Origin of the sequence: Nonomuraea guangzhouensis, from assembly GCF_019396345.1 — a bacterium.
In the GTDB taxonomy this organism is placed as follows: domain Bacteria; phylum Actinomycetota; class Actinomycetes; order Streptosporangiales; family Streptosporangiaceae; genus Nonomuraea; species Nonomuraea guangzhouensis.
In genome coordinates this window covers 117237-141521 of record NZ_JAHKRM010000002.1, presented here as the reverse complement: position 1 = coordinate 141521, position 24285 = coordinate 117237, and the positions used below count along the sequence as shown (strand labels likewise).

Annotated in this window: 21 protein-coding genes; 16 read left to right on the top strand and 5 right to left on the bottom strand. The window is 70.7% G+C overall.

Going from position 1 to position 24285, the window contains the following annotated elements:
- Nucleotides 1-79 precede the first annotated feature (79 nt).
- On the top strand, nt 80-1165 hold the full coding sequence (locus KME78_RS03645; RefSeq protein ID WP_219527304.1) for an FCD domain-containing protein: 1086 nt from the start codon (nt 80-82) through the stop codon (nt 1163-1165).
- On the opposite strand, the gene KME78_RS03640 is transcribed toward KME78_RS03645, so the two are convergent.
- A complete protein-coding gene (locus KME78_RS03640; protein WP_219527303.1) occupies nt 1141-3561 on the bottom strand; it encodes a glycoside hydrolase family 95 protein in 2421 nt (806 codons plus the stop codon). The two genes, KME78_RS03645 and KME78_RS03640, sit on opposite strands and share 25 nt — an antisense overlap.
- Before the next feature lie 163 nt (nt 3562-3724).
- On the opposite strand from KME78_RS03640, the gene KME78_RS03635 reads away from it, so the two are divergent.
- The 3 genes from KME78_RS03635 (at nt 3725) to KME78_RS03625 (ending at nt 8267) form a co-directional block, all read left to right on the top strand.
- Nucleotides 3725-4414, top strand: a complete 690-nt coding sequence (locus KME78_RS03635) for a FadR/GntR family transcriptional regulator (protein WP_219527302.1) — start codon at nt 3725-3727, stop codon at nt 4412-4414.
- Nucleotides 4411-5247: an amidohydrolase family protein gene (locus KME78_RS03630; protein ID WP_219527301.1), complete on the top strand. Its 837-nt coding sequence runs from the start codon at nt 4411-4413 to the stop codon at nt 5245-5247. Before KME78_RS03635 ends, KME78_RS03630 begins: the two co-directional genes overlap by 4 nt.
- 122 nt (nt 5248-5369) lie before the next feature.
- Nucleotides 5370-8267 carry a M36 family metallopeptidase gene (locus tag KME78_RS03625; protein WP_219527300.1) on the top strand — a complete coding sequence of 966 codons (2898 nt, stop codon included), beginning with the start codon at nt 5370-5372 and terminating at the stop codon, nt 8265-8267.
- A gap of 63 nt (nt 8268-8330) precedes the next feature.
- Here KME78_RS03625 and KME78_RS03620 read toward each other — a convergent pair whose 3' ends face one another.
- Nucleotides 8331-9320, bottom strand: a complete 990-nt coding sequence (locus KME78_RS03620) for a YVTN family beta-propeller repeat protein (protein WP_219527299.1) — start codon at nt 9318-9320, stop codon at nt 8331-8333.
- Between the two features lie 116 nt (nt 9321-9436).
- Here KME78_RS03620 and KME78_RS03615 point away from each other — a divergent pair, with 116 nt between their 5' ends.
- A complete protein-coding gene (locus KME78_RS03615) occupies nt 9437-10249 on the top strand; it encodes an alpha/beta fold hydrolase (RefSeq protein WP_219527298.1) in 813 nt (270 codons plus the stop codon).
- Nucleotides 10250-10339: 90 nt separating this feature from the next.
- On the opposite strand, the gene KME78_RS03610 is transcribed toward KME78_RS03615, so the two are convergent.
- A complete protein-coding gene (locus KME78_RS03610) occupies nt 10340-11692 on the bottom strand; it encodes an aminotransferase class I/II-fold pyridoxal phosphate-dependent enzyme (RefSeq protein WP_219527297.1) in 1353 nt (450 codons plus the stop codon).
- Between the two features lie 106 nt (nt 11693-11798).
- Between KME78_RS03610 and KME78_RS03605 the strand changes: the two genes are divergently transcribed.
- The 5 genes from KME78_RS03605 to KME78_RS03585 are packed head-to-tail and all read left to right on the top strand — an operon-like array spanning nt 11799 to nt 16232.
- Entirely contained in the window at nt 11799-12740 is a 942-nt protein-coding gene (locus KME78_RS03605; protein WP_219527296.1) for a substrate-binding domain-containing protein, read from the top strand.
- Entirely contained in the window at nt 12737-13582 is an 846-nt protein-coding gene (locus tag KME78_RS03600; protein ID WP_219527295.1) for a nitrilase-related carbon-nitrogen hydrolase, read from the top strand. Before KME78_RS03605 ends, KME78_RS03600 begins: the two co-directional genes overlap by 4 nt.
- Nucleotides 13583-13597: 15 nt before the next feature.
- The gene (locus tag KME78_RS03595) at nt 13598-14527 is read left to right on the top strand and encodes an ABC transporter substrate-binding protein (protein WP_219527294.1); all 930 of its coding nucleotides are present in this window, start codon (nt 13598-13600) and stop codon (nt 14525-14527) included.
- Entirely contained in the window at nt 14524-15471 is a 948-nt protein-coding gene (locus KME78_RS03590; RefSeq protein WP_308126797.1) for an amino acid ABC transporter permease, read from the top strand. Before KME78_RS03595 ends, KME78_RS03590 begins: the two co-directional genes overlap by 4 nt.
- The gene (locus KME78_RS03585; protein ID WP_281428598.1) at nt 15468-16232 is read left to right on the top strand and encodes an amino acid ABC transporter ATP-binding protein; all 765 of its coding nucleotides are present in this window, start codon (nt 15468-15470) and stop codon (nt 16230-16232) included. The genes KME78_RS03590 and KME78_RS03585 overlap by 4 nt, the downstream gene beginning before the upstream one ends.
- A gap of 3 nt (nt 16233-16235) precedes the next feature.
- On the opposite strand, the gene KME78_RS03580 is transcribed toward KME78_RS03585, so the two are convergent.
- Nucleotides 16236-17270 (bottom strand): LacI family DNA-binding transcriptional regulator, encoded by a 1035-nt coding sequence (locus KME78_RS03580; RefSeq protein ID WP_219527293.1) that lies wholly within the window; start codon nt 17268-17270, stop codon nt 16236-16238.
- Between the two features lie 149 nt (nt 17271-17419).
- On the opposite strand from KME78_RS03580, the gene KME78_RS03575 reads away from it, so the two are divergent.
- The 6 genes from KME78_RS03575 to KME78_RS03550 all read left to right on the top strand — a co-directional run bounded on the left by KME78_RS03575 (nt 17420) and on the right by KME78_RS03550 (nt 23058).
- Complete coding sequence (locus KME78_RS03575) at nt 17420-18430, top strand: asparaginase (RefSeq protein ID WP_219527292.1); 1011 nt, start codon at nt 17420-17422, stop codon at nt 18428-18430.
- A 2-nt stretch (nt 18431-18432) separates the two neighbouring features.
- Nucleotides 18433-19308, top strand: coding sequence for a polysaccharide deacetylase family protein (locus KME78_RS03570; protein WP_219527291.1), 876 nt, complete (start codon nt 18433-18435; stop codon nt 19306-19308).
- Between the two features lie 81 nt (nt 19309-19389).
- The gene (locus KME78_RS03565) at nt 19390-20715 is read left to right on the top strand and encodes an MFS transporter (RefSeq protein WP_219527290.1); all 1326 of its coding nucleotides are present in this window, start codon (nt 19390-19392) and stop codon (nt 20713-20715) included.
- Nucleotides 20712-21482, top strand: coding sequence for an SDR family NAD(P)-dependent oxidoreductase (locus KME78_RS03560; RefSeq protein WP_219527289.1), 771 nt, complete (start codon nt 20712-20714; stop codon nt 21480-21482). Before KME78_RS03565 ends, KME78_RS03560 begins: the two co-directional genes overlap by 4 nt.
- An 11-nt stretch (nt 21483-21493) precedes the next feature.
- Nucleotides 21494-22222 (top strand): SDR family NAD(P)-dependent oxidoreductase, encoded by a 729-nt coding sequence (locus tag KME78_RS03555; protein WP_219527288.1) that lies wholly within the window; start codon nt 21494-21496, stop codon nt 22220-22222.
- A 128-nt stretch (nt 22223-22350) separates the two neighbouring features.
- Nucleotides 22351-23058, top strand: coding sequence for a hypothetical protein (locus KME78_RS03550; protein ID WP_219527287.1), 708 nt, complete (start codon nt 22351-22353; stop codon nt 23056-23058).
- 4 nt (nt 23059-23062) lie between these two features.
- On the opposite strand, the gene KME78_RS03545 is transcribed toward KME78_RS03550, so the two are convergent.
- Nucleotides 23063-24223, bottom strand: coding sequence for an ROK family transcriptional regulator (locus tag KME78_RS03545; protein WP_219527286.1), 1161 nt, complete (start codon nt 24221-24223; stop codon nt 23063-23065).
- Nucleotides 24224-24285 lie beyond the last annotated feature (62 nt).

Sequence of the window (24285 nt, the reverse complement as noted above, 5' to 3'; positions counted from 1 at the left end):
GGTCACATAGGCTCGTCAAGTGCCACGTAAATAGGTTTCCAGCGGGTTGCCTGAGTCATAAATACGTTAGGATGAGCGGATGGCGGGACGCGAGGACGGCAAGCGGCTGGTGCTGGGCGCGGAGGAGCTCGCCGCCCTGCGGGCATGGGCGGAGGGCGGCGCCGAAAGCCTGCGCCTGCGCAGCCGCATCGTGCTCGCCTGCGCCGACGGCCTGCCCCGCAACGAGATCGCGACACGGCTGGCGGTGAGCCCCGCGACCGTGACCAAGTGGCGTGACCGGTTCGTCGAACGCGGCCTCGACGGCCTGGCCGACGCGCCGCGCCCCGGCCGCCCGCGCACCGCGGGGCGGCAGGAGGCCGAGCGGGTGATCGCGGCCGCGGTCTCCGGGTCCGCCGTGCCCTCCACCCGCACGATGGCCAAGCAGCTCGGCCTCTCGCAGTCCACGGTCGCGCGCATCTGGCAGGAGCAGCAGGTCGCGCCGCCCGCCGCCCGGCTGATGCCCAGGGAGCTGCTGTCCGACCGGGTCTACGCGCTGCTGCGCGGCTGGATCGTCGCTGGCGAGCTGATGGCCGGGCAGCGGCTGGTGGAGTCGGAGATCGCCCGCCGCGTCGGCACCAGCCAGGCCCCGGCCAGGGAGGCGATCAAGCGGCTGGCGCACGAGGGCCTGGTCATCTCCTATCCCAACCGGGGCAGCTACGTCGCGGAGATCTCCGACGAGCAGGCCCGCGAGGTCCGCGACATCCGGGTGCTGCTGGAGGAATACGCCGCGCGCGGCGCCGCCACCCGCGTCCGGCCCGAGACATTGCGGGAGCTGTCGGGCGACGTCCAGGCGATGCGGCAGGCGGCGGCCGACGGCGACATCGGCGCGTTCAGGGACGCCGACCTGGCCTTCCACCGGCGCGTCTGCGCCGCCTGCGGCAACTCCTTCCTGCTGCGGCTGTGGCGGACCATCGAGTCCAACCTGTGGAGCCTGCACGTGGTCGGCAACCCGCTCTACGGCGGCGACTGGGGCGCGATGGCGGACTACCACGACGACCTGGCGGCGACGCTGGCCGCCGGCGACCCGGACGAGGCGGCCCGCCTGTTCGCCGCCCACGCCCGGGGCGAGTCCTCCCGCACCCCGCCCCGCAACCGCCCGCCTCAGGCGGACACAGCTACGTCGTAAACCCCGCCGCGCCGGGTGTTGAAGACGATCACCCCCGGCTCCGGCCGCTCGCCCTTGACCGGCCTGCCGTGCTCGGTGACCGTGACGTCCTTCGCGGTGCGGAGCGTGAGTTTCCGCCCCAGGTCCGAGCAGATCTTCCCGCGCAGGACGGCCCCGCCGCTCCACTCCAGGTCGATCTCGAAGCCGCCCCGAGCCCGCAGCCCGCTGAACGACCCCGCCGGCCAGGCCGCGGGCAGCGCCGGCAGCAGGTGCACCTGGTCGCCGTGGCTCTGCAGCAGCATCTCGGTGATCCCCGAGGTCCCGCCGAAGTTGCCGTCGATCTGGAACGGCGGGTGCAGGTCGAACATGTTGGGCGCCGTACGGGCGGGCAGCAGCAGGTTGCTCAGCCGCTTGTACGCCTCCGGCGCGTCCAGCAGCCGGGCCCAGAAGTTGATCTTCCAGGCGAGCGACCAGCCCGCCCCCGCCTCGCCCCGCAGCTCCAGCGTCCGGCGGGCGGCCGTGGCCAGGTCGGGGGTCAGGCGCGGGTCGATCTGGTGGCTCGGGAACAGACCCCACAGGTGCGAGATGTGCCGGCTGCGCGACAACGCGGCGTCACCTCGGTAGTCCTCCTGCCACTCCTGGATCTGGCCGAGGTGACCCACCTGGGTGGGCACCAGCCGGGCCCGGGCCTGCCTGGCCCGCTCCCGCATGTCCTCCGCCAGCCGCAGGATCGTCGAAGCCTCCTCGAACGCGCCGAACAGGTCCCGCAGGATCTGCATGTCCATGGTCGGGCCCGCGCAGATGCTGACGTTCTCGCCGCCGTCCTCGTGGTGGCCCACCTCGGGGGAGTGCGAGGGGTTGGTCACCAGGTAGCCGGTCCTGGGGTCGGTCTGCAGCGTGTCCAGGAAGAACTCCACCGAGCCCTTGATCAGCGGGAAGTGCTCGCGCAGCCGCCGCTCGTCACCCGTGTAGAGGTAGTGCTCCCACAGCGTCAGGCAGAGCCACGCGCCGCCGGTCGGCCACACGCCGTAGAAGGCGAAGTCGACGGGCGCGGTCCCGCGCCAGCCGTCGGTGTTGTGGTGGGCCACCCAGCCGCCCGCGCCGTACTGCGTCCTGGCGGTCCTGGCCCCCGACTCGGCCAGGTCCTTGATCAGGTCGAACAGCGGCTCCATGCACTCGGTGAGGTTGGCCGGCGCGGCCGGCCAGTAGTTCATCTCGCAGTTGATGTTGATGGTGTACTTCGACTCCCACGCGGGGGTGAGCGAGTCGTTCCAGACGCCCTGCAGGTTGGCGGCGTAGCCGGGCGAGCGGGAACTGGAGATCAGCAGGTAGCGGCCGTACTGGAAGTACAGGGCGGCGAGCTGCGGGTCGGTGTCGAGCTGCTTGCGGGCGATGCGCTCGTCGGTCGGCAGCGCGACCGCCGCCGAAGTGCCCAGGTCGATCGCCACCCGCCCGAAAAGCCGCTGGTAGTCCCGTACGTGCTTGCGCAGCAGCACCTCGTACGGCCGCCTGCTCGCCCGCCCCAGATGCCGCTCCGCCACCTGGGCGGGGTCGCCGCCGACGTCCTTGAAGCTCCGGTAGCTCGAACCCATCGAGATCAGCAGCGTGACCTCGTCGGCACCCTCCACGATCAGCGTGCCGCCGTCGGCGCGGACCGTGCCGCCCTTCGCCTCGGCCCTGGCCAGGGCCTGGAAACGTACCTCGCCCTGCATGCCCTGGGTGTCGCCGCTGACCCCGTCGAGCGCGATCGTGGCCTTGCCGGCCGCGGCCGTGGTCGAGCTCTGCGCGCTGGAGAAGGCCGCCTGGAACGTCACCGCGCCCGGTTTGTCGGCTGTGTGGCGGACCACGATGACCTGGTCGGGGTTGCTGGCGAAGACCTCGCGCGTGTGGCGGACGCCGTCGCGGACGTAGGTCACCGTGGTGACGGCGCGGGTCAGGTCGAGCTCACGGCGGTACTCGGTGAACTCGGCGGAACCGGGGAAGGTCAGCGCCAGGTCGCCGAGCACCTGGTAGGGGGCCTGTTCGCTGGGTCGGCCGAGGAACTTCTGGTCGGCCAGGTTCTGCGCGGCCTGCCACTTGTCCTCCCAGACCAGCTGCCTGATCTGCGGGAGCGCGGCCAGTGCCTCGGGGCTGTCGTAGTTGTGCGGGCCGCCGGCCCAGATGCTGTCCTCGTTGAGCTGCAGGCGTTCTGTGGCCACGCCGCCGAAGACCATGGCGCCGAGCCGCCCGCAGCCGACGGGTAACGCCTCCAGCCAGGCCGCGGCCGGCTTGCCGTACCAGAGAGTGAGGGGGTTGTCCGTCGCGGACCGGGCGGCCCGCGCCGGGTCCGCGGCGAGGCCGCTCGTGAGCAGGGAACCGGCCGCGGCTCCCAGCCCGGTCGTGAGCACGCCCCTGCGTGTGTAGCCGTGGGTCACCATTACTCCTTTTGTTGCGCGGAGGTTAAGGCGGACGTGGGATGTATTAGTACGCTCGATGGGGATCTTCTGTCCAGTCCCCCATGTTTGGCGCAGGGGTCTGGCCAGAACATGGGATGTTTGTTAGATTCCAGCCTGCGAACGATCTCCCGCCGGAGAGGATCAGATGTCTCTGACAGACGAGGCCATCGCCCGGATCCGGCAGCTCATCCAGTCCGGAGAGCTTCCGCCGGGCTCCCGGCTGCCGCCGGAACCGCAGCTCGCCGCCCAGCTCGGCGTCTCGCGCAACCCGCTGCGTGAGGCGGTCAAGGCGCTGGTCGTGGCGCGTGTCCTCGACGTGCGCAGGGGCGACGGCACGTACGTCACCAGCCTGGAGCCGGGGCTGCTGCTCGAAGGCCTCGGGATCGCCATCGAGCTGCTGCGCGACGACACGCTCATGGAGGTCATCGAGACCCGGCGGCTGTTCGAACCGGTCGCGACGGCGCTGGCCGCCACCCGGGTGTCCGACGCCCAGCTCGCGGTCATCGGCGAGAAACTGGCGGCCATGCGGGAGGTCAGCGACGACGTGGAGAAGCTCAACCACTTCGACGCCGCCTTCCACCGCGCGGTGGTGGCCGGGACCGGCAACGAGACGCTGTGCACGCTGCTCGACGGCATCTCCGGGCGGACGATGCGGATGCGCGTGTGGCGCGGGACCGTGGTGGCGGGCAGCGCCGGCCGTACGCTGGCCGAGCACGAGGCGATCTACGACGCGCTCGCCGCGCGGGACGCCCCGCTGGCCCAGGCCGCGGCGCTGATGCACATCAGCACGACCGAGAGCTGGTTCCGTCTCGTACTGGCCGCCGAGTCGACATGACCCGCTTGGACGCGCACCATCACGTCTGGGATCTTGCCGCTCGGCCCCACGCCTGGCTGGATGCCGAGAAGCTGGCGCCCATCCGCCGCACCTTCACCCTCGACCGGCTCACCGAGCACGCGGCCGCGGCCGGGGTCAGCGGGACCGTGCTGGTGCAGGTGGTGCCCGACCTGGCGGAGACCACGGAGTTCCTGGCGCTGGCCGCGGAGTCCGACCTGGTGGCGGGGGTCGTCGGCTGGATCGACCTCACCTCGCCCGCCGCCGCCGAGACGCTGGCCGGACTGCCAGGCGGCCTGGTGGGAGTCCGCCACGGCGTGCAGGCCGAACCCGACCCCGGCTGGCTCACCCGCCCGGACATCCGCCGCGGGCTGGCCGCCGTCGCCGCCGCGGGCCTGGCCTACGACCTGCTCACGCTGCCGCGTCAGCTGCCCGCCGCCATCGCCACGGTGGCCGCCATGCCCGAGCTGACGTTCGTCCTCGATCACCTGTCCAAGCCGCCGATCGCCTCGGGGGAGCTCGAACCGTGGGCGAGCAGGATCCGGGAGCTGGCCGGACACCCCAACGTGTACTGCAAGCTGTCCGGGATGGTCACCGAGGCCGACTGGGGGTCCTGGCGGGTGGCCGACCTGCGGCCGTACGCCGAGACCGTGCTGGCGGCGTTCGGGCCTGAGCGGGTGATGTTCGGGTCGGACTGGCCGGTCTGCCTGCTCGCGGCCGATTACCAGCGGGTCGTGTCGGCGGCGGACGAGCTGTGTGCGGGCCTGTCGGCGGGGGAGCGGGCGGACGTCTTCGGCGGTACGGCCCGCCGGGCGTACCGGCTGGGGGAACACTGACGCATTTCCCCATACGCCGATATGGCGAGCTTTACAAGATCTTGTCTGCGCATAAAACCAGTGTTAACTCTTGCGGAGGCGCGGGACCTGATCGCGCAAGTCCCTGGCGTGCAGGAGGAAAGGTGTCGACCAGACCCTGGTTACGCAGCACTGTCGTCGTCCTCGCCCTCGCGGCGACCTCTCTACCCCTCACCGGAGCCGCCCGGAGTGAACCGGGCGGCACGGCTCCCCAGGTCCAAGGCGTTCAGGAGGGCGAGCCCGGCAAGCCCGACCTGGACAACCGGCAAGGCAGAGTCCCGCCGCCGGTCGGGATCAACGCACGGAGCGCGGGCGCGGCGGCCGAGATCCGCTGGAACGCGCTGGGCACCCCGGCCGCCATCACCAGCGCCGCGCCCCTGGCCGAAGGGCTGGGCGCCGACCCGGAGCAGGCCGCACGTGCTTATCTCAAGAACAACGAGCGGGTCTTCGGCCTGTCCGGCGCGTCGGTCGACGCCCTGGAGAAGGTCGCGGTCAACCCGATCGGCGCGGGCCACGCCGTACTGCTGCGTCAGCGCTTCGGTGACCTGCCGGCCGGCGTGGACGGCCTCGTCGCGATCGGCGTGGCCGACGGCAAGGTCAGGCACGTCACCTCCTCGCTGTCGCGCGACACGGGGGCGCCGCCGGCCGCCACGATCACCGCGCAGCGGGCCCTGGAGATCGCGGCCAGGGACGGCGGCATCGACCTGGCCACGGCCGTCACCAAGCAGGTCAGCGCGGTGGCCGTACCGGCACCCGACGGGGTGCACAACGCCTACCAGGTCGTCCTGATCGGCGGCCAGGGCGAGGCGGCCGGCTACACCACACACGTGGACGCGGTCAGCGGCGCGATCCTGGTCCGGGAGAACCTGGTCGAGCACTTCGACCCGGACAACCCGCACTGGTCGGCGTTCCCGTCGAACCCGCCGGACGACTACTCCACCACCGACACCCGCCAGACCTGGTGCTTCGCGGCGGCCCCCGGCTGTGACTACGTGACCGGCGGCGACCCGCCGACCGGCAAGGCCTGGGACGTCGACCACGCCACGAACACCCCGTCCAACACCAGCATCGGCAACGCGGCGAAGACCGTCGAGAACCGGGCGAGCGCCGACCCGTTCACGGTCGGCACCCGCAGCAACGTGCTCACGCCGAGCCGGAACTACACCTACCCGTGGCAGAACACCTGGTACACGGCGAAGTGCAACCCCGCGGTCTTCGACCAGAGCGGTGAGAACGACCTCGAAGCCGCGATCGCCAACCTGAACGCCATGCACAACCGCATGCACGACTGGTCCTACCGGCTCGGCTTCACCGAGACCGCGTGGAACATGCAGGTGAACAACGGCGACCGCGGCGGCCTCGGCAACGACCCCGAGCAGGGCAACGCCCAGGCGGGCGCCCGCGACCTGACCGTCCGCGACAACGCCAACCAGATCACCGGCCCCGACGGGGTCGCGCCGATCACGAACATGTACCTGTGGCAGCCGATCGCGGGCTCGTTCTACTCCCCGTGCGTGGACGGCGACTACGACATGTCGGTGATCGGCCACGAGAACACCCATGCCATCTCCGGCCGCATGATCGGCGGCCCGAATGCCGGCTGGAGCGGCGCCCAGGCCGGCGCGATGAACGAGAGCACCTCCGACCTGATGGCGATGGAGTACCTGTTCGAGTACGGCTTCCGCCCTTCGGGCCTGACCCCGTACGTCACGGGCGGCTACGTCACCGGAGACCGCGAGCGGGGCATCCGCAACTACGACATGTCGAAGTCGCCGCTCAACTACAGCGACATCGCCTACGACCTGGTGGGCCAGCAGGTCCACGCGGACGGCGAGATCTGGTCGGCCACCCAGTTCGACGTGCGTGACGCCTTCGTCAAGCGGTACGGCAAGGGCACCGCCAAGCAGCAGCGGGCCTGCGCGGACGGCAAGACGCCGATCGGCAAGTGCCCGGGCAACCGGCGCTGGGCCCAGCTCTCGCTCGACGCCCTGCTGCTGATGGCCTCGGGCGCGGTCAGCTACGTCGACTACCGCGACGCGCTGCTCGCGGCCGACGCGCTCCGCTTCGACGGCGCGGACCAGGACATCATGTGGCGCGTGTTCGCCGAGCACGGCCTGGGCGCGAACGCGGCCAGCGTCGGTCCGAACGACCCCGACCCCACGCCCAGCTTCGTCAACCCGGCAGGTAAGAACGGCTCGCTGCAGCTCAAGCCGCTGGGCGAGGCGAAGGGCGCGGCGCTGCGCCTGTACGTGGGCGACTACGAGGGACGGGTGGTCCCGGTCGCCGACACCGACCCGGCGACGCCGCTCGGCGACACCGTCGAGATGACGCCCGGCCTCTACGACTTCGTGGTGGCGGGCAACGGGTTCGGGCACACGCGCCTGAAGTTCCCGGTGGTGGGCGGCGCGAAGCTGCCGCTTCCCCTGCCGCTGTCCCGCAACCTCGCCTCGACCGCGGCCGGCGCGACAGCGTCGGGCGACGGCGTCAACCAGGCCAAGCTGATCGACGAGACCGAGGCGACGAACTGGGCCTCACTCACCGGAGCACCGGCCGGCAAGTCGGTCACGGTGGACCTGGCGGGCGACACCCCCGTCAAGATCCGCAGAGTCCAGGTCAGCGCCATGCTCAGACCCAACATCAACGACCCGGCCGACCCCGGCGCGCAGAACCGGTTCACCGCCCTGCGCTCCTTCGAGGTGCTCGCCTGCGCCAAGGACTGCGCCGACCCGGCGAACTTCAGGAAGATCTACACCAGCCGCGCGGACGCGTTCCAGACCGCGCGCCCTCGTCCCCGCGGCGTGAACCTGCTGATCAAGTCGTTCAACGTCCCTGCGACCACCGCCACCCACCTGATGCTCCGCACGCTCACCACCCAGTGCACCGGCAACCCGCTGTACGCCGGTGAGCAGGACGCCGACCCCAACTCCTCGACGGACTGCGCCACGGCCAGCCCGGTCCGCGACCAGGCCCGAGCCGCCGAGTTCCAGGCGTTCTCGTTCTGATCCCCGTAGTACGGCTCGCGCTCACACCGGGCGCGAGCCGTACCGCCGCCCGCTCCGGGCCCTTCAGAGATGCCCGATCGCCACGCTGATGGGCCTGTCGCCGACGGGGATGGTGCGGGTGACGGTGTTGGTCGCGGTGTCGATCACTGTCACGGTGTCCGACCCGAAGTCGGCGACGTAGATGTGGCCTCCGTCCGGGGTGATCGCCACGTCCTGGGAGCTGTCGCCGGCCGGGATGGTGCCGATGACGGTTTTCGTGGCGATGTCGATCACCGACACGACGCCCGGCGTCGACTCCCCCTCCTGCACGACACTGACGACGTAGGCGCGGCTGCCGTCCGGAGAGATCGCTATGCCGTCGAGGCTGTTGCCGATCGGGATGTCATCGGTGATGGTGTTGGTCGCGAGATCGATCACCAACATGGTGTCCGCGGTGTTGCTGCCGACGTAGGCCTGGCCGCCGTCTGGGGTGATTGCCACCTGCTGCGGAAAGAACGAGAAATCGATGGGGATGGTGTCGGTGACGGTCTCGGTCGCGGTGTCGATCACCGTCAGGGTGCTCGAGCCGAGATTGAGGACATAGGCCCGTGTCCCGTCCGGGGTGATCGCCACATCGCCGGGAGAGTCGCCGACGGGGATGGTGCCGGTGACGGTGTTGGTGGCGATATCGATCACCGATACGGTGTCCGAGCCCGCGTTGGTGACGTAGGCGTGGTGGCCGTCCGGGGTGATCGCCACGTCGTTGGGGAAGTCGCCGACGGGGATGGTGGCTCTGATGCTGTTGATCACCGATACGGTGTCCGAGCCCGCGTTGGTGACGTAACCGTGGTGGCCGTCCGGCGTGACCGCCGCTGCGGTCGGAGTGTCGCCGACGGGGATGGCGGCGATCACGGTGTCGGTCTCCGTGTTGATCACCGACACGGTGTTCGAGCCGACGTTGACGACGTAGGCGAACTCTCGCAACAGAGCGGCGGCCACGGCTGCCGAGGTCGGCGCCGATCCAGCCGCAATGAGCACCGCGACGACCGCGTGTCTGATCAACCGTGTAAGCATGGACACTCCATCGACTGGACAGAGTCTCCTTCTACGGCCACCCGGCATCGCGCCGGGGGAGCGGCACGCCGCTTTGACCCACTCATCGATCGTGACGGCGCTGTTAATTTTGACCGGTGTACCCTCCCATCGAGCCCTACGACCATGGGCATCTCGACGTCGGCGACGGCCATCTCATCTACTGGGAAGTCTGCGGAAACCCCCAGGGCAAGCCCGCGCTCGTCGTCCACGGCGGCCCCGGTTCGGGCTGCACGCCGCGCCAGCGTCGCGGCTTCGATCCCGAGCGTTACCGCATCATCCTGTTCGACCAGCGCAACTGCGGCCGGAGCCGGCCGCACGCCAGTGACCCGGCCACCGACCTGACCACCAACACCACCCACCACCTGATCGCCGACATGGAACGGCTGCGGGAGCATCTCGGTGTCGACCAATGGCTGCTCTACGGCGGCTCGTGGGGGTCCACCCTCATGCTCGCCTACGCCGAGACGCATCCCACGCGGGTGTCGGAGATGGTGATCTGCGGCGTCACCATGACCCGCCGCTCCGAGATCGACTGGCTCTACTTCGGCGTCGGCCGCTACTTCCCCGAGCAGCGGCAGCGCTTCCGGGAGGGCGTCCCCGAGGCCAAGAGCGACGCCGAGGTCCTGGCCGCCTACGGGCGCCGCATGGCCGACCCCGACCCCGCCGTCCGCGCCAAGGCCGCCCACGACTGGACGGCCTGGGAGGACACGGTGATCTCCATGGAGGTCAACGGCTCGCCGAACGCCTACAGCGACCGGCCGCCGCTCGCAGCGACACCATGCGCAAGGAGATCGAGGCAGCTCTGGACGGCTTCACGACCTGACCCCGGCGGACCGTCTCCTTCTGCACCCCCGAAGGGACCTAAGCCACGGCGGACCATCTCCTTCCGCGCCCCCGAAGGGACCTAAGCCACCACGGACCGTCCTCTTCCGCACCCCCGAAGGGGGTATCCCTCCAAAGGACCCAAGCCACGACGGACCGTCACAGGGAAAACCCCGCTAGTGCCGGTCGGCGCCCGGTCGTTTGGCGGCCAGGGCGATCACATCGGCCAGCTCGTCGAGTTCGGCCGGTTCCTCGGTGAGCCCGGCGATGGCCAGCCGGAGGTGCGGCCGTCCCTGGCGTACCCAATAACGGCTGCCGGGCGCGGCCGAGATGCCGTGCGCGGCCAGCGTGACCAGCGCCTCCGACTCGTCGTGGACGGGCACCCACAGCACGAGGCTGTCCCGGCCGCCGGTGTGCACGCCGCGGGTGGACAGCAGAGCGGCCAGGCTCGCGCGGCGCCGCGCGTACGCCGTGCGGGCCCCCGCCACGATCGCCTGCGAGGCGGGATCGGTGAGCAGGTGGGCCAGGGTGTCCTGGAGGATCCGGCTGGTCCAGCCGGTGCCGAAGCTCCGCAGCACGCGTACCCGTTCCACGGCGTCCGCGGCCCCGCCGATGATCGCGAGCCGGAGGTCGGGTCCGTGCGACTTGGAGTAGGAGCGCACGAGCACCGTCCGCTCGGGCAGCTTCGTCCCGAGGCTGCTCAGGGGCGCGGCGGACAGGTCGCCGATCCCGTCGTCCTCGACGATGAGGGTGGTCGTGGGCGCGAGCAGCCGGGCCAGCTCGGCGGAGCGGGCCTCGGGCACGGCGTAGCCGCACGGTGAATGGCCGCGCGGCTGGTACACGAACGCCACCGGGCTGGAGCGCAGGCTTTCGGCGAGCGCGGCCGGGATGGGCCCGTCCTCGTCACAGGCGACCGGGACCACCTCGACGCCGATCATCTCCAGGATGTCCAGCAGCCTGGCCGCCGTGGGCTCCTCGATGGCGATGCGGTCGCCGGGCAGGGCGGTCGTCTGGCAGAGGAGCTGGACCCCTTCGTACCCGCCGCCGAGCGCCAGCCAGCTTTCCGCGGGAAAGGGCCAGGTAGGCTCGACTGCGGCCCGCAGCCGTGGGGTGATCGTCTCGCGGGTGTAGTCGTTGAGCCCTTCGGCCGTGGCGGCGGCGGCGAGCGCGGCGCCGAGGGGCGGGAGCAGCGCCCGGTCCGGGGCCGCGATGGCGAGGTCGATCGCCAGCCTGCTGCCGAAGTGGCCGATCCGCTCGTAGCGCGCGGGATGCGGCACCCCCGGAGGCCCGAGCACGACCGTTCCGCGCCGGCCCTCCGTACCGATCATCCGGTGTTTCCGCAGCTCCGACCAGGCCTCGGCGATGGTGCTCGGGCTGACGCCCAGCTCGCGGGCCAGACGCCGCACGGTGGGCAGCCGCGCGCCGGGCCGCAGCGTGCCCTGCCTGATCAGGTCGATCAGACCGGTGGCGACGCCGCGCGCGCTGGGTTCGCGAACCTGCTGCCCGAGCCAGGCGGGATCCACCTCCACGGGACCTCCCATCGGACAAAGCTTTGTTCAGCAACAAAGCACAGCTTGTGTAGCGGTTTTCGCTGAACATAAGGTACAGCCCAATAAATGATGAAAGGGAGTTTTTGTGACGAAACCTCGCATTCGGCTAGGTCTCCGCGACTGGGATCACCTCGTTCCCGTGGCGACGGGGACGCTGACGTCCGAGGCGTTCGACCTGGATCTCGATTCCCGGGCGATGACGCCGGACGTGCTGAGCGAGCCTGAGCTGGACGGTGGGGAGACCTCCTTCAGCAGGTACGTCCTCGGCCGGGCCCAGGGTGACGACCGGCTGGTGGGGCTGCCCGTCTTCGTGATGCGCGGCTTCCGGCACCGGTGCGTGCTGGTGCGCCGCGACAGCGAGCTGCGCGAGTTCGCCGAGCTGAAGGGGGCCCGCGTGGGCCTCACCGGCTGGCCGGACTCGGGCAACACCTGGACGCGGGCACTCCTGCGGGCGGCCGGAGTCGACCTGACCGGCATCGAGTGGACGGTCGGCGCCGTGGACGCGCCCGAGCCGGGCAAGGACCGCGTCGGCGGGGCGAAGCTGCCGGACAACGTCAGCGTGACCGACGTCTCGCTGGCGGAGGAGCTCGCCGCCGGACGGCTCGACGCGATCATGACGCCGTTCATGCCCGCGGGCTTCTTCACGCCGGAGAGCCGGTTCCGTCACCTCCTGGCCGACCACCCGGCGGCCGAGCTCGACTACTTCCACCGCAACGGCTTCATCCCCGGCATCCACCTGGTGACGCTCAAGCGCGAGGTCGTCGAGCGCCACCCCGAGCTGCCGGGGGCCGTACAGGAGCTCTTCGAGCGGTCCAAGCGGCACTGGCTGGCGCGGCGGCGCCTGCTGACCGACACCACCCCGTGGCTGCTCGCCGACCTGAGCAGGACCCGGGAGGCGTTCGGCGAGGACTGGATGCCGTACGGCACGGCCGCCAACGCCGCGATGACCGCGGCCTTCTGCGCGGAACTGCACGCCCAGGGGATCGCCCCCGCTTCCATCGACCCACAGGAGGTCTTCCCCTCATGACCGAGCTGAGCAACCTGCGCGTCGCGATCGGCCAGTTCGCCTCGGCCGAGGACTGGGCGGCCAACCTGAAGACCTGTACGGACCTCTTCGACGAGGCCGTAGCCGGGAACGCGGACCTGCTGGTGCTCCCGGAAGGGGCGATGGCCCTGTTCGTCGACGATCCGGTGCGGATCCGGCAGGCGGCCCAGCCGCTCGACGGGCCGTTCGTCACCGGGCTGGCCGAGCGCACCCGCGGCACGACCACCACGGTGATCGTCGGCATGCACCAGCCCGCCGAGGACGGCCGGGTGATCAACACGCTGGTCGCGCTCCGCGACGGACAGATCATCGACATCTACCGCAAGCTCCACCTGTACGACGCCTTCGGCCGGCGCGAGTCGGACAACGTGCTGGCGAGCTCGGACAACCCCGTCGTCATCGACTGCGCCGGCTGGAAGGTCGGCATGATGACCTGCTACGACGTCCGCTTCCCCGAGATCGCCAGGATCCTCGCCGACCAGGGCGCGCAGGTGGTCGCCCTGCCCGCGGCCTGGGTACGCGGACCCGCCAAGGAGTGGCACTGGGAGGTCATGGTCACCGCCCGCGCCCTGGAGAACACCTATTACGTCGCCGCCTCCGGCGAGTGCGGCCGCCGCAACATCGGCGCCAGCATGTTCGTCGACCCGCTCGGCATCACCCGCGCCCGGCTCGGCGGCGACACCCCGGGTCTGCTCTGGTCCGAAGCCTCGGCCGAGGACCTCGACCGGGCCCGTCAGAGCCTGCCCGTCCTCGCCAACCGGCGTTTCAAGGTCGATCCCCGCCCCATCACCCCCTTGACCGGTCCCACGACCGTCTCTCGATAGCCCAAGGAGCGCGTAATGCGTAAGACCCATGCCGTAGGAGCCGCCATGGCCGGGGCCCTGCTGCTGGCCGGATGCGGCGCCAACCCGACGGAGAGCCAAGGCGCCGTCGGGGACAGCAGCTCGTCCGCCCCCGCCGCCGCCACCCACGCCAAGGACCAGGCCCTGTTCGACCGCCTGCCCGACAAGGTGAAGACCGCGGGCAAGCTGGTCTCGGTGAACAACGGCTCGTTCCCCCCGTACGAGATCGCCGGCACCGACGGCAAGACCATGACCGGTGCCGCGGCCGAACTGGCCGAGGAGCTGGGCGGCCTGCTCGGCGTCAAGATCGAGCACGTGACCGTGGACGGGCTGCCCAGCCAGCTCACCGGCATCGCGGCCGGCCGCTACGACCTGGCCCTCGGGCCGGTGGGCGACTTCCCCGACCGCCAGGTCTCCAACGACTTCGTCGACTGGGTGCAGGAGTTCGTCGTCTTCGCCGTGCCGAAGGGCAACCCGAAGAAGATCCAGTCGATCGCCGACACCTGCGGGCTGCGGATCTCCGTGATGGCCGGCGGGTCGGCCGAGAAGGTGGTCAAGGCGCAGTCCGACACCTGCGTCAAGGACGGCAAGAAGAAGGTCGAGGTCCAGTCCTACAAGGACCAGCCCACCTCGATCCTCGCGGTCCGCTCCAACCGGGCAGACGGCTTCTTCTCCTCGCAGGCGCCCCTGACTTACTTCGTAAAGCAGTCGGGCGGTGAGCTTGAGCTCGCGGGCACCGGCCAGGCGAACGGGTTCGACACCCTCTACCAGGGGGCCGTCGTGGCCAAGGACTCGCCGCTGCGTGACGTGCTCAAGGACGGCCTCCAGAAGCTGATCGACGACGGGACGTACGAGAAGGTCATGACGAAGTGGGGAACCAACGGAAACATGCTCAAGCAGGCCGGCGTGAACCTGGCGAAGCAGTGACGACCGCCACCGAGCGGCACTCGCCCCCCGAGGTGGACGTCGCGGGGGCGGCGCGGACGCGGCACCCGCTGCGCTGGGTGGCCTCGATCATCCTGCTGATCCTGGCCGCCCAGCTGGTGAGCCTGCTGATCACCAACCCCAACTTCAAGTGGGACGTGGTCGGGCGCTATTTCGGCGCCCAGGTCATCGGGGCGGGCATCATCACCACGCTCTACCTGACCGTGATCGCCATGGCCGTCGGCGTGGTCGGCGGGGTGCTGGTCGCGATGGGGCGGCTCTCCCAGAACCCGATCGCGCGGATCGTCTCCGGGCTCTACGTCTGGTTCTTCCGTGGTACGCCGGTGCTGGTGCAGCTCGTGCTCTGGTACAACCTGTCCGCCCTGATGCCGCGGATCTCGTTCGGTATCCCGTTCGGCCCGGAGTTCCTGACAGCCGACACCAACCAGCTCATCACGCCGCTGCTCGCCGCCATCCTCGGTCTCGGGCTCAACGAGGCCGCGTACATGGCGGAGATCATCCGCGGCGGCCTGATGTCCGTCGACCCCGGCCAGACCGAGGCCGCGTCGGCGCTCGGGATGAGCCGCGGGCGCACGTTCCGGCGGATCATCCTGCCGCAGGCGATGCGGTTCATCGTGCCGCCGACCGGCAGCCAGGTCATCAGCATGCTGAAGGCCACCTCGCTGGTCAGCGTCATCGCCCTCGCCGACCTGCTGTACACCGTGCAGGCGATCTACAACCGCACCTTCCAGACCATCCCGCTGCTGATCGTGGCCTGCGTCTGGTACCTGGTGATCACGTCGGTCCTGTACGTGGGCCAGTCCTTCATCGAGCGCCATTATGCGCGCGGCGCCACGCGGAACGCGCCCCAGAGCTTCTGGAGCTTCCTGTTGTTCCGGCGGCGGCAGGCCGCGCCGGCCCCGACCCGCGAGGAGACGCCATCATGAGCATGCCCATGGTGCACGCCCGGGCCGTCCGCAAGAGCTTCGGCCAGCTGGAGGTGCTCAAAGGCATCGACCTGACCGTGGAGCGGGGCGAGGTCGTCGTCATCCTCGGCCCGTCGGGGTCGGGCAAGTCGACGTTCCTGCGGTGCGTCAACCACCTGGAGACCATCGAGGGCGGCGCCATCCACGTCGACGGCGAGCTGATCGGCTTCCGTGACTCCGGCGGCCGGGTGCACCACCTGGGCGATCGGGACATCACCCGCCAGCGCCGGGAGATCGGCATGGTCTTCCAGCAGTTCAACCTGTTCCCGCACTTCACCGTGGTGCAGAACATCATGGAGGCGCCCGTCGGCGTGCGCCGCGAATCACGCGCGAAGGCCCGCGCCCGCGCGCTCGCCCTGCTGGAGCGGGTGGGCCTGGCGGACAAGACGAACAGCTACCCCCGCCAGCTCTCCGGCGGCCAGCAGCAGCGCGTCGCCATCGCCCGCGCGCTGGCCATGGAGCCCAAGCTGATGCTGTTCGACGAGCCGACCAGCGCGCTGGATCCCGAGCTCGTGGGGGAGGTGCTCGCCACCATGAAGGGCCTGGCCAACGACGGACTCACCATGATCGTCGTCACCCATGAGGTGGGATTCGCCCGCGAGGTGGCCGACCGGGTGGTGTTCATGGACGGCGGCGTCATCGTGGAGTCCGGGCCGCCCGCCGAGGTGCTCGACAACCCGCAGAACCCCCGGACCCGAGCCTTCCTCAGCAAGGTCCTCTGAATATCAGGTCGTGGCCATCTTCCGCATGAGCCCGGCGTACAGCTCCGGGTCGCTCGACGCGCGGACGATGAGCCGCGGACGCAGGAGCTCGGTCTCGCCGGGCTCGCCTTCGAGGACGCGTACGAGCTGGTGAAGCCCGCGGCGGCCCATCTCGTGCATGGGCGAGCGGACCGAGGTGAGCGGGACCGGCAGCTCGGCGGCGAGCGGCGTGTCGTTGAAGCCCACGACCGCGATGTCCGCGCCGACCCGCAGCCCGTGGTCGCGCAGCGCGCCGATCGTGCCGATGGCGCCGAAGTCGTTGACCACGAAGAGCGCTGACGGAAGCGGGCCCGTCGCGAGGAGACGTTCGGTCCCCTCGCGACCGCCTCGCGCGTCGAAGCGTGAATGTACGATCCGGTGCTCGGGGATCCGCAGCCCGGCCTCACGGAATCTCTCGACGAAGCCGGCGGTGCGGTCGATGCCGGTGCTCGCGTACGGCTCGCCGGCGACGATCGCCACCTCCTCGTGCCCGAGCTCCAGCAGGTGCTCCGCCGCCATCCGGCCGCCGAGATAGTCGTCGCAGACGACCGCCGGATGCTGCCCGGCCCGCCGGTTGACCAGGGTGAACGGGACGCCGCGCGCGGCCACCTCGTCCAGGAAGCCCGAGTCCGCGTGCGCGTCGCCGAAGATCATGCCGTCGACCCGCCGGCCGAGGACCATCTCCGTCCGGGCGCGCTGGACGTCGGGCTGATCGCGCGTGTTGATGACGAACGTCGACAGGCCCAGCTCGGCGGCCGCCTCCTCGATGCCCTCGTAGATGGTCGCCAGCACCACGTCGGACAGCCGGGGGACCAGCACGCCGATCAGGTTGCTCCGCTGGGTGCGCAGGCTCATCGCATGGGGATTGCGCTGGTAGCCGAGCTCGTCGGCGAGCTTGCGCACCCGCTCGACGGTGGGGCTCGACGCGGCTCTCAGCCCTTCGCCGGGCTTCGCGTGCAGCACTCGCGACACCGTGGAGACGTGCAGGCCGAGCTGGTCGGCGATCATCTGCAGCGTCACCGGTCGCGCCCTCTTCGCAGCCAATGTCCCTCGGCTTCCGCTGGCTGGGTTTTCTTGATTTTAACGTGAAGTTCTTGACATCTCGTAGGCGCAGGTCAGATGCTACCAAACGTTTGGCGCAAACGTTTGGGTAATGAGGAGGCCAGCGAGTGTCCAAGGTCATCGTCCTGTCCACGGGAGGGACCATCGCCACCCGTCGCGACGGGAAAGGAGTGGGTCTCGCCCAGGACCGGGTGCGCGAACTTCTCGGGCGCCTACCGGTCGATCCCGGGGTGGAACTGGACGGGATGGACGTGCTGTGCGCGGGCAGTTACCTGTTCACGCTCGCGGACATGCGCGAGGTCGCGGTGCGGGTCCGCGAGGCGCTCACCGATCCTGACGTGCTCGGCGTGGTCGTCACCCACGGGACCGACGGCATGGAGGAGACCGCCTACCTGGCCGATCTGTTCCATGACGACCCCCGGCCGGTCGTGTTCACGGGCGCGCAGCTGCCGGCCGACGCGGCGGACGGCGACGGCCCGCGTAACCTCGCCGACGCGATCGCGGTGGCCGCGGGCGGCCGGGCCTGCGGTCTGGGGGTGCTGATCGGCTTCGACGGCCAGATCTTCGCCGCCTCCGGCACCCGCAAGACCCACACGCTGGCCTCGTCGGCGTTCTCCGCGCCGGACAGCGGGCCGCTGGGTCGCGTACGTGACGGCCAGGCGAACATCCTCATGACGCCCGCCCGGGCCAAGCCGCTCGACCTGGACGCGTTCGACCTCGACGGAGTCCGTACCGACATCGTGGCCCTGTACCCGGGCTGCGACGACGCCGCGCTGCGCGCGGTGGTCGACGCGGGCGCCACCGGGGTCGTCCTCCAGGCGCTGGGGGCGGGCAACGCCAACCCCCGGATCAGGGACGAGGTGGCCCGGATCACCGAGGCCGACGTCGTGGTCGCCCTGTCCACCCGGGTCGACGCCGGGCCCGTCGCCGCCCTGTACGGCAACGGCGGCGGCGCCGATCTCGTCGAGGCCGGTGCCATCCCCACCGGAACCCTGCGCTCACCGCAGGCCCGCGTCCTGCTCAGCGCGCTGCTCGGCTGCCACCGGGATCCGATCCGGGTACGCGAGGAGCTGCGCTCGCGGACCTGGAACCCCTCTCCGATCGAAAGGACGAAGTGACCATGCCCAAGGAGATTCTCGTCGCGTACGGCGTGGACGTCGACGCCGTCGCGGGCTGGCTGGGCTCGTACGGCGGGGAGGACTCACCGTGCGACATCTCGCGCGGGCTGTTCGCCGGCGAGGTCGGCGTCCCGCGGCTGCTCCGCCTGTTCGAGAAGTACGACCTGCGGACCACCTGGTTCATCCCCGGCCACTCCATCGAGACCTTCCCCGACCAGACCCGCATGGTCGTGGCCGGCGGTCACGAGGTCGGCGTGCACGGCTACTCGCACGAGAACCCGATCGCGATGAGCCGCGACCAGGAGAGCGCGATCCTCGACCACTGCATCGACCTGGTCGAGAAGTACTCCGGCAGCAGGCCGACCGGATATGTCGCCCCGTGGTGGGAGTTCTCGCCCGTCACCAACGAACTCCTGCTGGAGCGGGGCATCAAGTACGACCACTCGCTCATGCACAACGACTTCACCCCGTACTACGTCCGGGTCGGTGACTCCTGGACGAAGATCGACTACTCCCGCCCGGCGGCCGAGTGGATGAAGCCGCTGGAGCGTGGTCAGGAGACCGACCTGGTGGAGATCCCCGCGAACTGGTACCTCGACGACCTCCCGCCGATGATGTTCGTCAAGGCCAGCCCGAACAGCCACGGCTTCGTCAACCCGCGCCACCTCGAAGAGATGTGGCGGGACCAGTTCGACTGGGTGTACCGCGAATCGGACTACGCGGTCTTCACCATGACCATCCACCCCGACGTCTCGGGCCGGCCGCAGAGCCTGCTCATGCACGAGCGGCTCATCGAGTACATCAACGGCCACGAGGGTGTGCGCTGGGCCACCTTCGACGAGATCGCCGACGACTTCAAGGCCCGCTCACCCCGATAACGGCCCCGCGCCGTTCATGCCGGTCCGGCGATGACGCACGCGCGAACACCCCCCGATCTCTTTCTCCGAAAGGCCATCTCCATGACAACGACCTCTTCGGGCGTCCCGGAAACCGGCACCCGGCCCTTCCCTCGCGTCGGGGTACGGCAGACGCGCAAGGCCACCGTGATCGCGCTGTTCGCCTGGATCTTCGCGGTATACGACTACATCATGTTCGGCACGCTGCTGCCGGAGATCTCCGGCCAGTTCAAGTGGACCCAGGCGGAGGCGTCCCTGATCTCCACGCTGATCTCGGTGGGGACCGCGGTCGTCGTCCTCGGGGTGGGGCCGCTGGTCGACCGGCTGGGCCGCCGCAAAGGCATGATCCTCACCGTGTCGGGCACCGCACTGGCCTCCGCGGTGTCGGCCGCCACGATGAACGCCGCCTACCTGGTCGGCGTCCGGTCCATCGGCGGGCTCGGGCTCGCCGAGCAGTCGGTCAACGCGACGTACCTCAACGAGATCTACGCCGTCACCGAGGACGAGAAGATCAAGAAGCGCCGCGGGCTGATCTACAGCCTGGTCCAGGGCGGCTGGCCGCTCGGCGTGCTGCTGGCCGCGGCGTTCATCGCCGTCTTCCTCCCGCTGGTCGGCTGGCGGGGCTGCTTCCTGCTGGCGACGTTCCCCGCCATCGTGATCGCGCTCCTGCGGCGCGGCCTGCGCGAGACGCCCCAGTTCGAGCTGCAGCAGAAGATCGACCGGCTGCGCAAGGAGTTCCGTGTGGAGGAGGCGGCCGCTCTCGCCCGCGAGTACGGCGTGTCCGAGAGCCAGGCGGCTCCGTTCAAGGAGATCTTCCGCGGGTCCGCGCTGCGCAACACGCTCGTCCTCGGGTTCGCCTGGTTCGTCAACTGGTTCGGCATCCAGGTGTTCAGCGTGCTCGGCACGACGGTGCTCACCCAGGGCAAGAACGTCGGCTTCACCAACTCGCTGCTGATGTTCATCGTGATCAACGCGGTCGGCTACCTCGGGTACGTCTTCCACGGCTGGGCCGGGGACCGGTTCGGCCGGCGCAACGTGATCGCGTTCGGCTGGATGGCGTCCGGTGTCATCTTCGCGCTCATGCTCCTCGTCGCCAGCGGCACGGTCGCCGTGGTCGCGCTCTACTCGCTGGGCATGTTCTTCCTGGTGGGGCCGTACTCGGCGATGCTGTTCTACATGGGCGAGTGCTACGACACCCGCTGCCGCGCCACGGGCACCTCGTTCATCAACGCGATCAGCCAGCCGGGCGCCATCGCGGCCGGCGCGATCATCACGGCGATGCTCGTCGCGGGCTCGGACTGGAACCAGGGCGCGCTGCTGGTCGGCGCGCTGGGCACGTTCCTGTCGGGCTTCGTGATGTTCGGTGCGCGGAAGGTGCCCGCGCTGTGACCTCCCTCGACTCCAGGGTCGCCGTCATCACCGGCGCCGCCAGCGGCATCGGCCGCGCGCTGGCCGTGTCGTACGCCTCCTGCGGCGTCCGTACGGTCATCGGCACCTACCCCGGCGACCCGCACGACCCCGCCGAGACCCTCAAGCAGGTCGAGCGAGCCGGCGGCACGGGCGTGGTGCACGAGGTCGACGTACGGGACGCGGCGCAGGTCGAGGCGTTCGCCCAGCGCGCGGTCGACGAGTGGGGCCGCCTCGACATCGCGGTGGCCAACGCGGGCGTGCTGCGCCGCGCCCCGCTGGCGGAGCTCACCGACGCGGCCTGGGACGACATGCTGCAGGTCGACCTGACCGGCGTGCTGCGCACCCTGCGCTCCGCCGCCGTCCGGATGAGCGGCGCCGGCGCGATGGTCGCGGTGTCCTCCATCGCGGGCGGCGTGTACGGCTGGGGCGAACACGCCCACTACGCCGCCGCCAAGGCCGGGGTGCTCGGGCTGTGCCGGAGCCTCGCGGTGGAACTCGCCCCCCGGCAGATCCGCGTCAACGCCGTCATCCCCGGCCTCATCGTCACCCCGCAGTCGTCCGACCCGGTGAACTCGCTCGGCCCCGACGGCCTGGCCCGCGCCGGGCGGGACATCCCGTGGGGCCGGGTCGGACGGCCGGAGGAGGTCGCCTCCGTCATCCGGTTCCTCACCTCGGCCGAGGCCGGCTACATCACCGGCCAGAACATCGTCGTCGACGGCGGGCTCACCGTCCGCATGCCCGCCTGAGGAGGAACCCCATGCCTGCCCTGGAACACCGGACCGCCCTGGTCACCGGTGGCGCGAGCGGCATCGGCCGCGCGATCGCCGAGGCGTACCTCCGTGAGGGCGCCGAGGTCGTCCTCGCGGACCTGGACGCCTCGGCTGCGGCCGCCTCTATCGGGGCGGCCGGGCATGTGGCGGTGGACGTCAGCGATCCCGGCTCCGTCGCTTCGGCCGTGTCAACTGTGATGGACCGGTTCGGCCGGATCGACGTCCTGGTCAACTCCGCCGGCATCCTCACCGAGGCGCCGCTGGTGGAGATGGACCCGCGGGTGTGGGCGGAGACGATCGCGGTCGATCTCACGGGGGTCTTCCTCTGCTGCCGGTACGTCGTGCCGCACATGGTCTCGCGGCGCTGGGGGCGGGTGGTCAACATCGCCTCCCAGCTCGGCATCAAGGGCGGCCGCTCGCTCAGCCACTACTCGGCGGCCAAGGCCGGGGTGATCGGGCTCACCAAGTCGCTCGCGCTCGAGGTCGCCGAGCACAACGTACTGGTGAACGCGATCGCGCCCGGCCCGGTCGAGACCCCGATGGTCGCCGGGATCACCGACGAGTGGAAGGCCGCCAAGCGCGCGGAACTGCCTTTGGGCCGCTTCGGCCGCCCGGAGGAGATCGCGCCCACGGCGGTCCTGCTCGCCAGCGACCCCGGCGGCAACCTCTACGTCGGCCAGACCCTCGGGCCCAACTCGGGCGACGTCATGCCGTAATTGATGGCGGGGGTTTGCGGGCGTGGGGGAGCGCGGGCCCGGGAGAGTGCGGGCCCGTGGGATTGCGGGCTGGACGAGGAGAAGGGACAGCTGATGTGCGGTGTGAGCGGGCCGGGGAGTGACGGCTGATGTGCGGCGGATGCGGTGAGCGCGGCGACGCCGACTGGGCACGTCCCTGGGTCGCCGGGCCGGCCGCCCGTGCGGCGGTGGCTCGCGCGGTGACCCGCGTGCGACCGTCCCCCGGGCTACGGGTCTCACCCACCGCCGGCGGCTGGCTCGTCGTCCGTCCCACCGGGGGCACCGTGGTCTGCGCCACGCTCGGCGAGTTGGTCGGGGCGGTACGCTCCGCGACTTCGGACGCGACCCCCGACGCGGGCAGTCCCTCGGGCGTGTCGTCCGGCGCGATCACCCCGCTCGACCCGGCGCGTCCTTCAGGACGGCTACTGGTCCCGGCGCCCGACGGCCGCACGGGGACGGTCCTGCGCGTCGACCCGTCTGCGCAGGCCGCCCTTGGTGAGAGGGCTGACGTGGTGGTGCCGGACGACGCGGCGGCGCTTGCCGTGCTCGCCGAACTCGCCACGCCGGTGTGGCTGCGACGCCTCTACCTGGCGCGGATCGAGGGCGTGAGCGCGCCGTGGGGCCGCCCCGTGGACCCGTACCCCGTACCGTCGCCCGAGTCCGCCGCCGACGCCGTGGTCCGGCTCGAATGGGAGCGACAAACGGGACGGTTCGACGACACGGCCTTCGCCCTGCGCTGCCCGCTCGACGACGCGGCGCTGCTCGACGTGGAGATCCGCGCCGGCCACGTCGTCCGCGCACGCACCGTACACCCGTAGCAGATCACCGATTCAGCAACGTGCTGAGCCGAGGGGCGTAGGTGGCGTGGAAGACCAGGGAGGCGGCCCCGATCGCGGCGGCGTCGACGGCGATGGGGGAGAGCTCGACCTGGACCGTGTGCAGGCGGCGGGCCAGCGGCCGGGTGGCCACGGCCGCGGAAACCACCTGGTGGTAGACGTGCGCGACCTCGCGCATGGCGGGCCCGCCCAGCACCACCAGATCGATGTCGAGCATGTTGACGATGCTCACGGCGGCGTCGGCGAGCCGGGCCGCGACCTGGCCGATGACCGCGCCGGCCAGGGGATCGCCGACCGCGGCCGCCGCGCAGATCGCCGCGTGGTCGAGCCCTTCGGCGTTCAGCGTGCTCTCGGCGCCCTCGGACAGGCACGCCCGTACGGTCTCCTCGATCGCGCTCGGGCAGCAGACCGCCTCGACGCAGCCACGATTGCCGCAGTAGCAGTCGGGACCCTCCGGCGCCACCGTGATGTGGCCGAACTCGCCGGCGTTGAGAGAACGCCCGCGATAGATCTGGTCGTCCAGGAACAGCCCGCCACCGATGCCGGTCCCCAGATACAGGTAGGCGAAGCTCGGCGTGGCACGGGCCACACCGGCCCAGCGTTCGCCGATCGCCGCCGCCGTGGCGTCGTTGTCGGCGGTTACCGGGAAGCCGGCGTACTCCTCCAGCAGGCCTTTGATGGGCACGTGATCCCATCCGGTCAGGCGGGGCGGGACGTTGATGATGCCGTCGGCGTCGAGCGGGCCGGGGCAGGCCAGGCCGATGCCCAGCACCTTGTGGTCGGGCACGTCCGCCTCGCGCAGCATCCTGCGGGCCGTGCGGGCCATCTGGCGGATGACCGCGTCGGGCGCCGGACCGGGGCGTACGGCGGCGTGCAGCTTGGCGACCGGCTGTCCCGCGAGGTCGGCCAGCACGTACGAGATCTCGCCCGGATCGAAGTGGATGCCGACGGCGTATCCGGCGGTGGGATCCACCCGCAGGATCGTGCGCGGCTTGCCGCCCCGGGACGGGAGCGAGCCGTCCTCGATGACGAGACCTTCCTCCAGGAGCCGGCGCACGATGACGGAGACGGTCTGCGCGGTGAGCCCGGCCCGCCCGGCGATCTGGACGCGGCTGATGCCGTCCGAAACCTGGATCGCCTCCAGCACGACCGCACGATTAAAGTGACCCACTTTAGGGAGATTTGTCCCCATTTGCATGTATGGCTCCC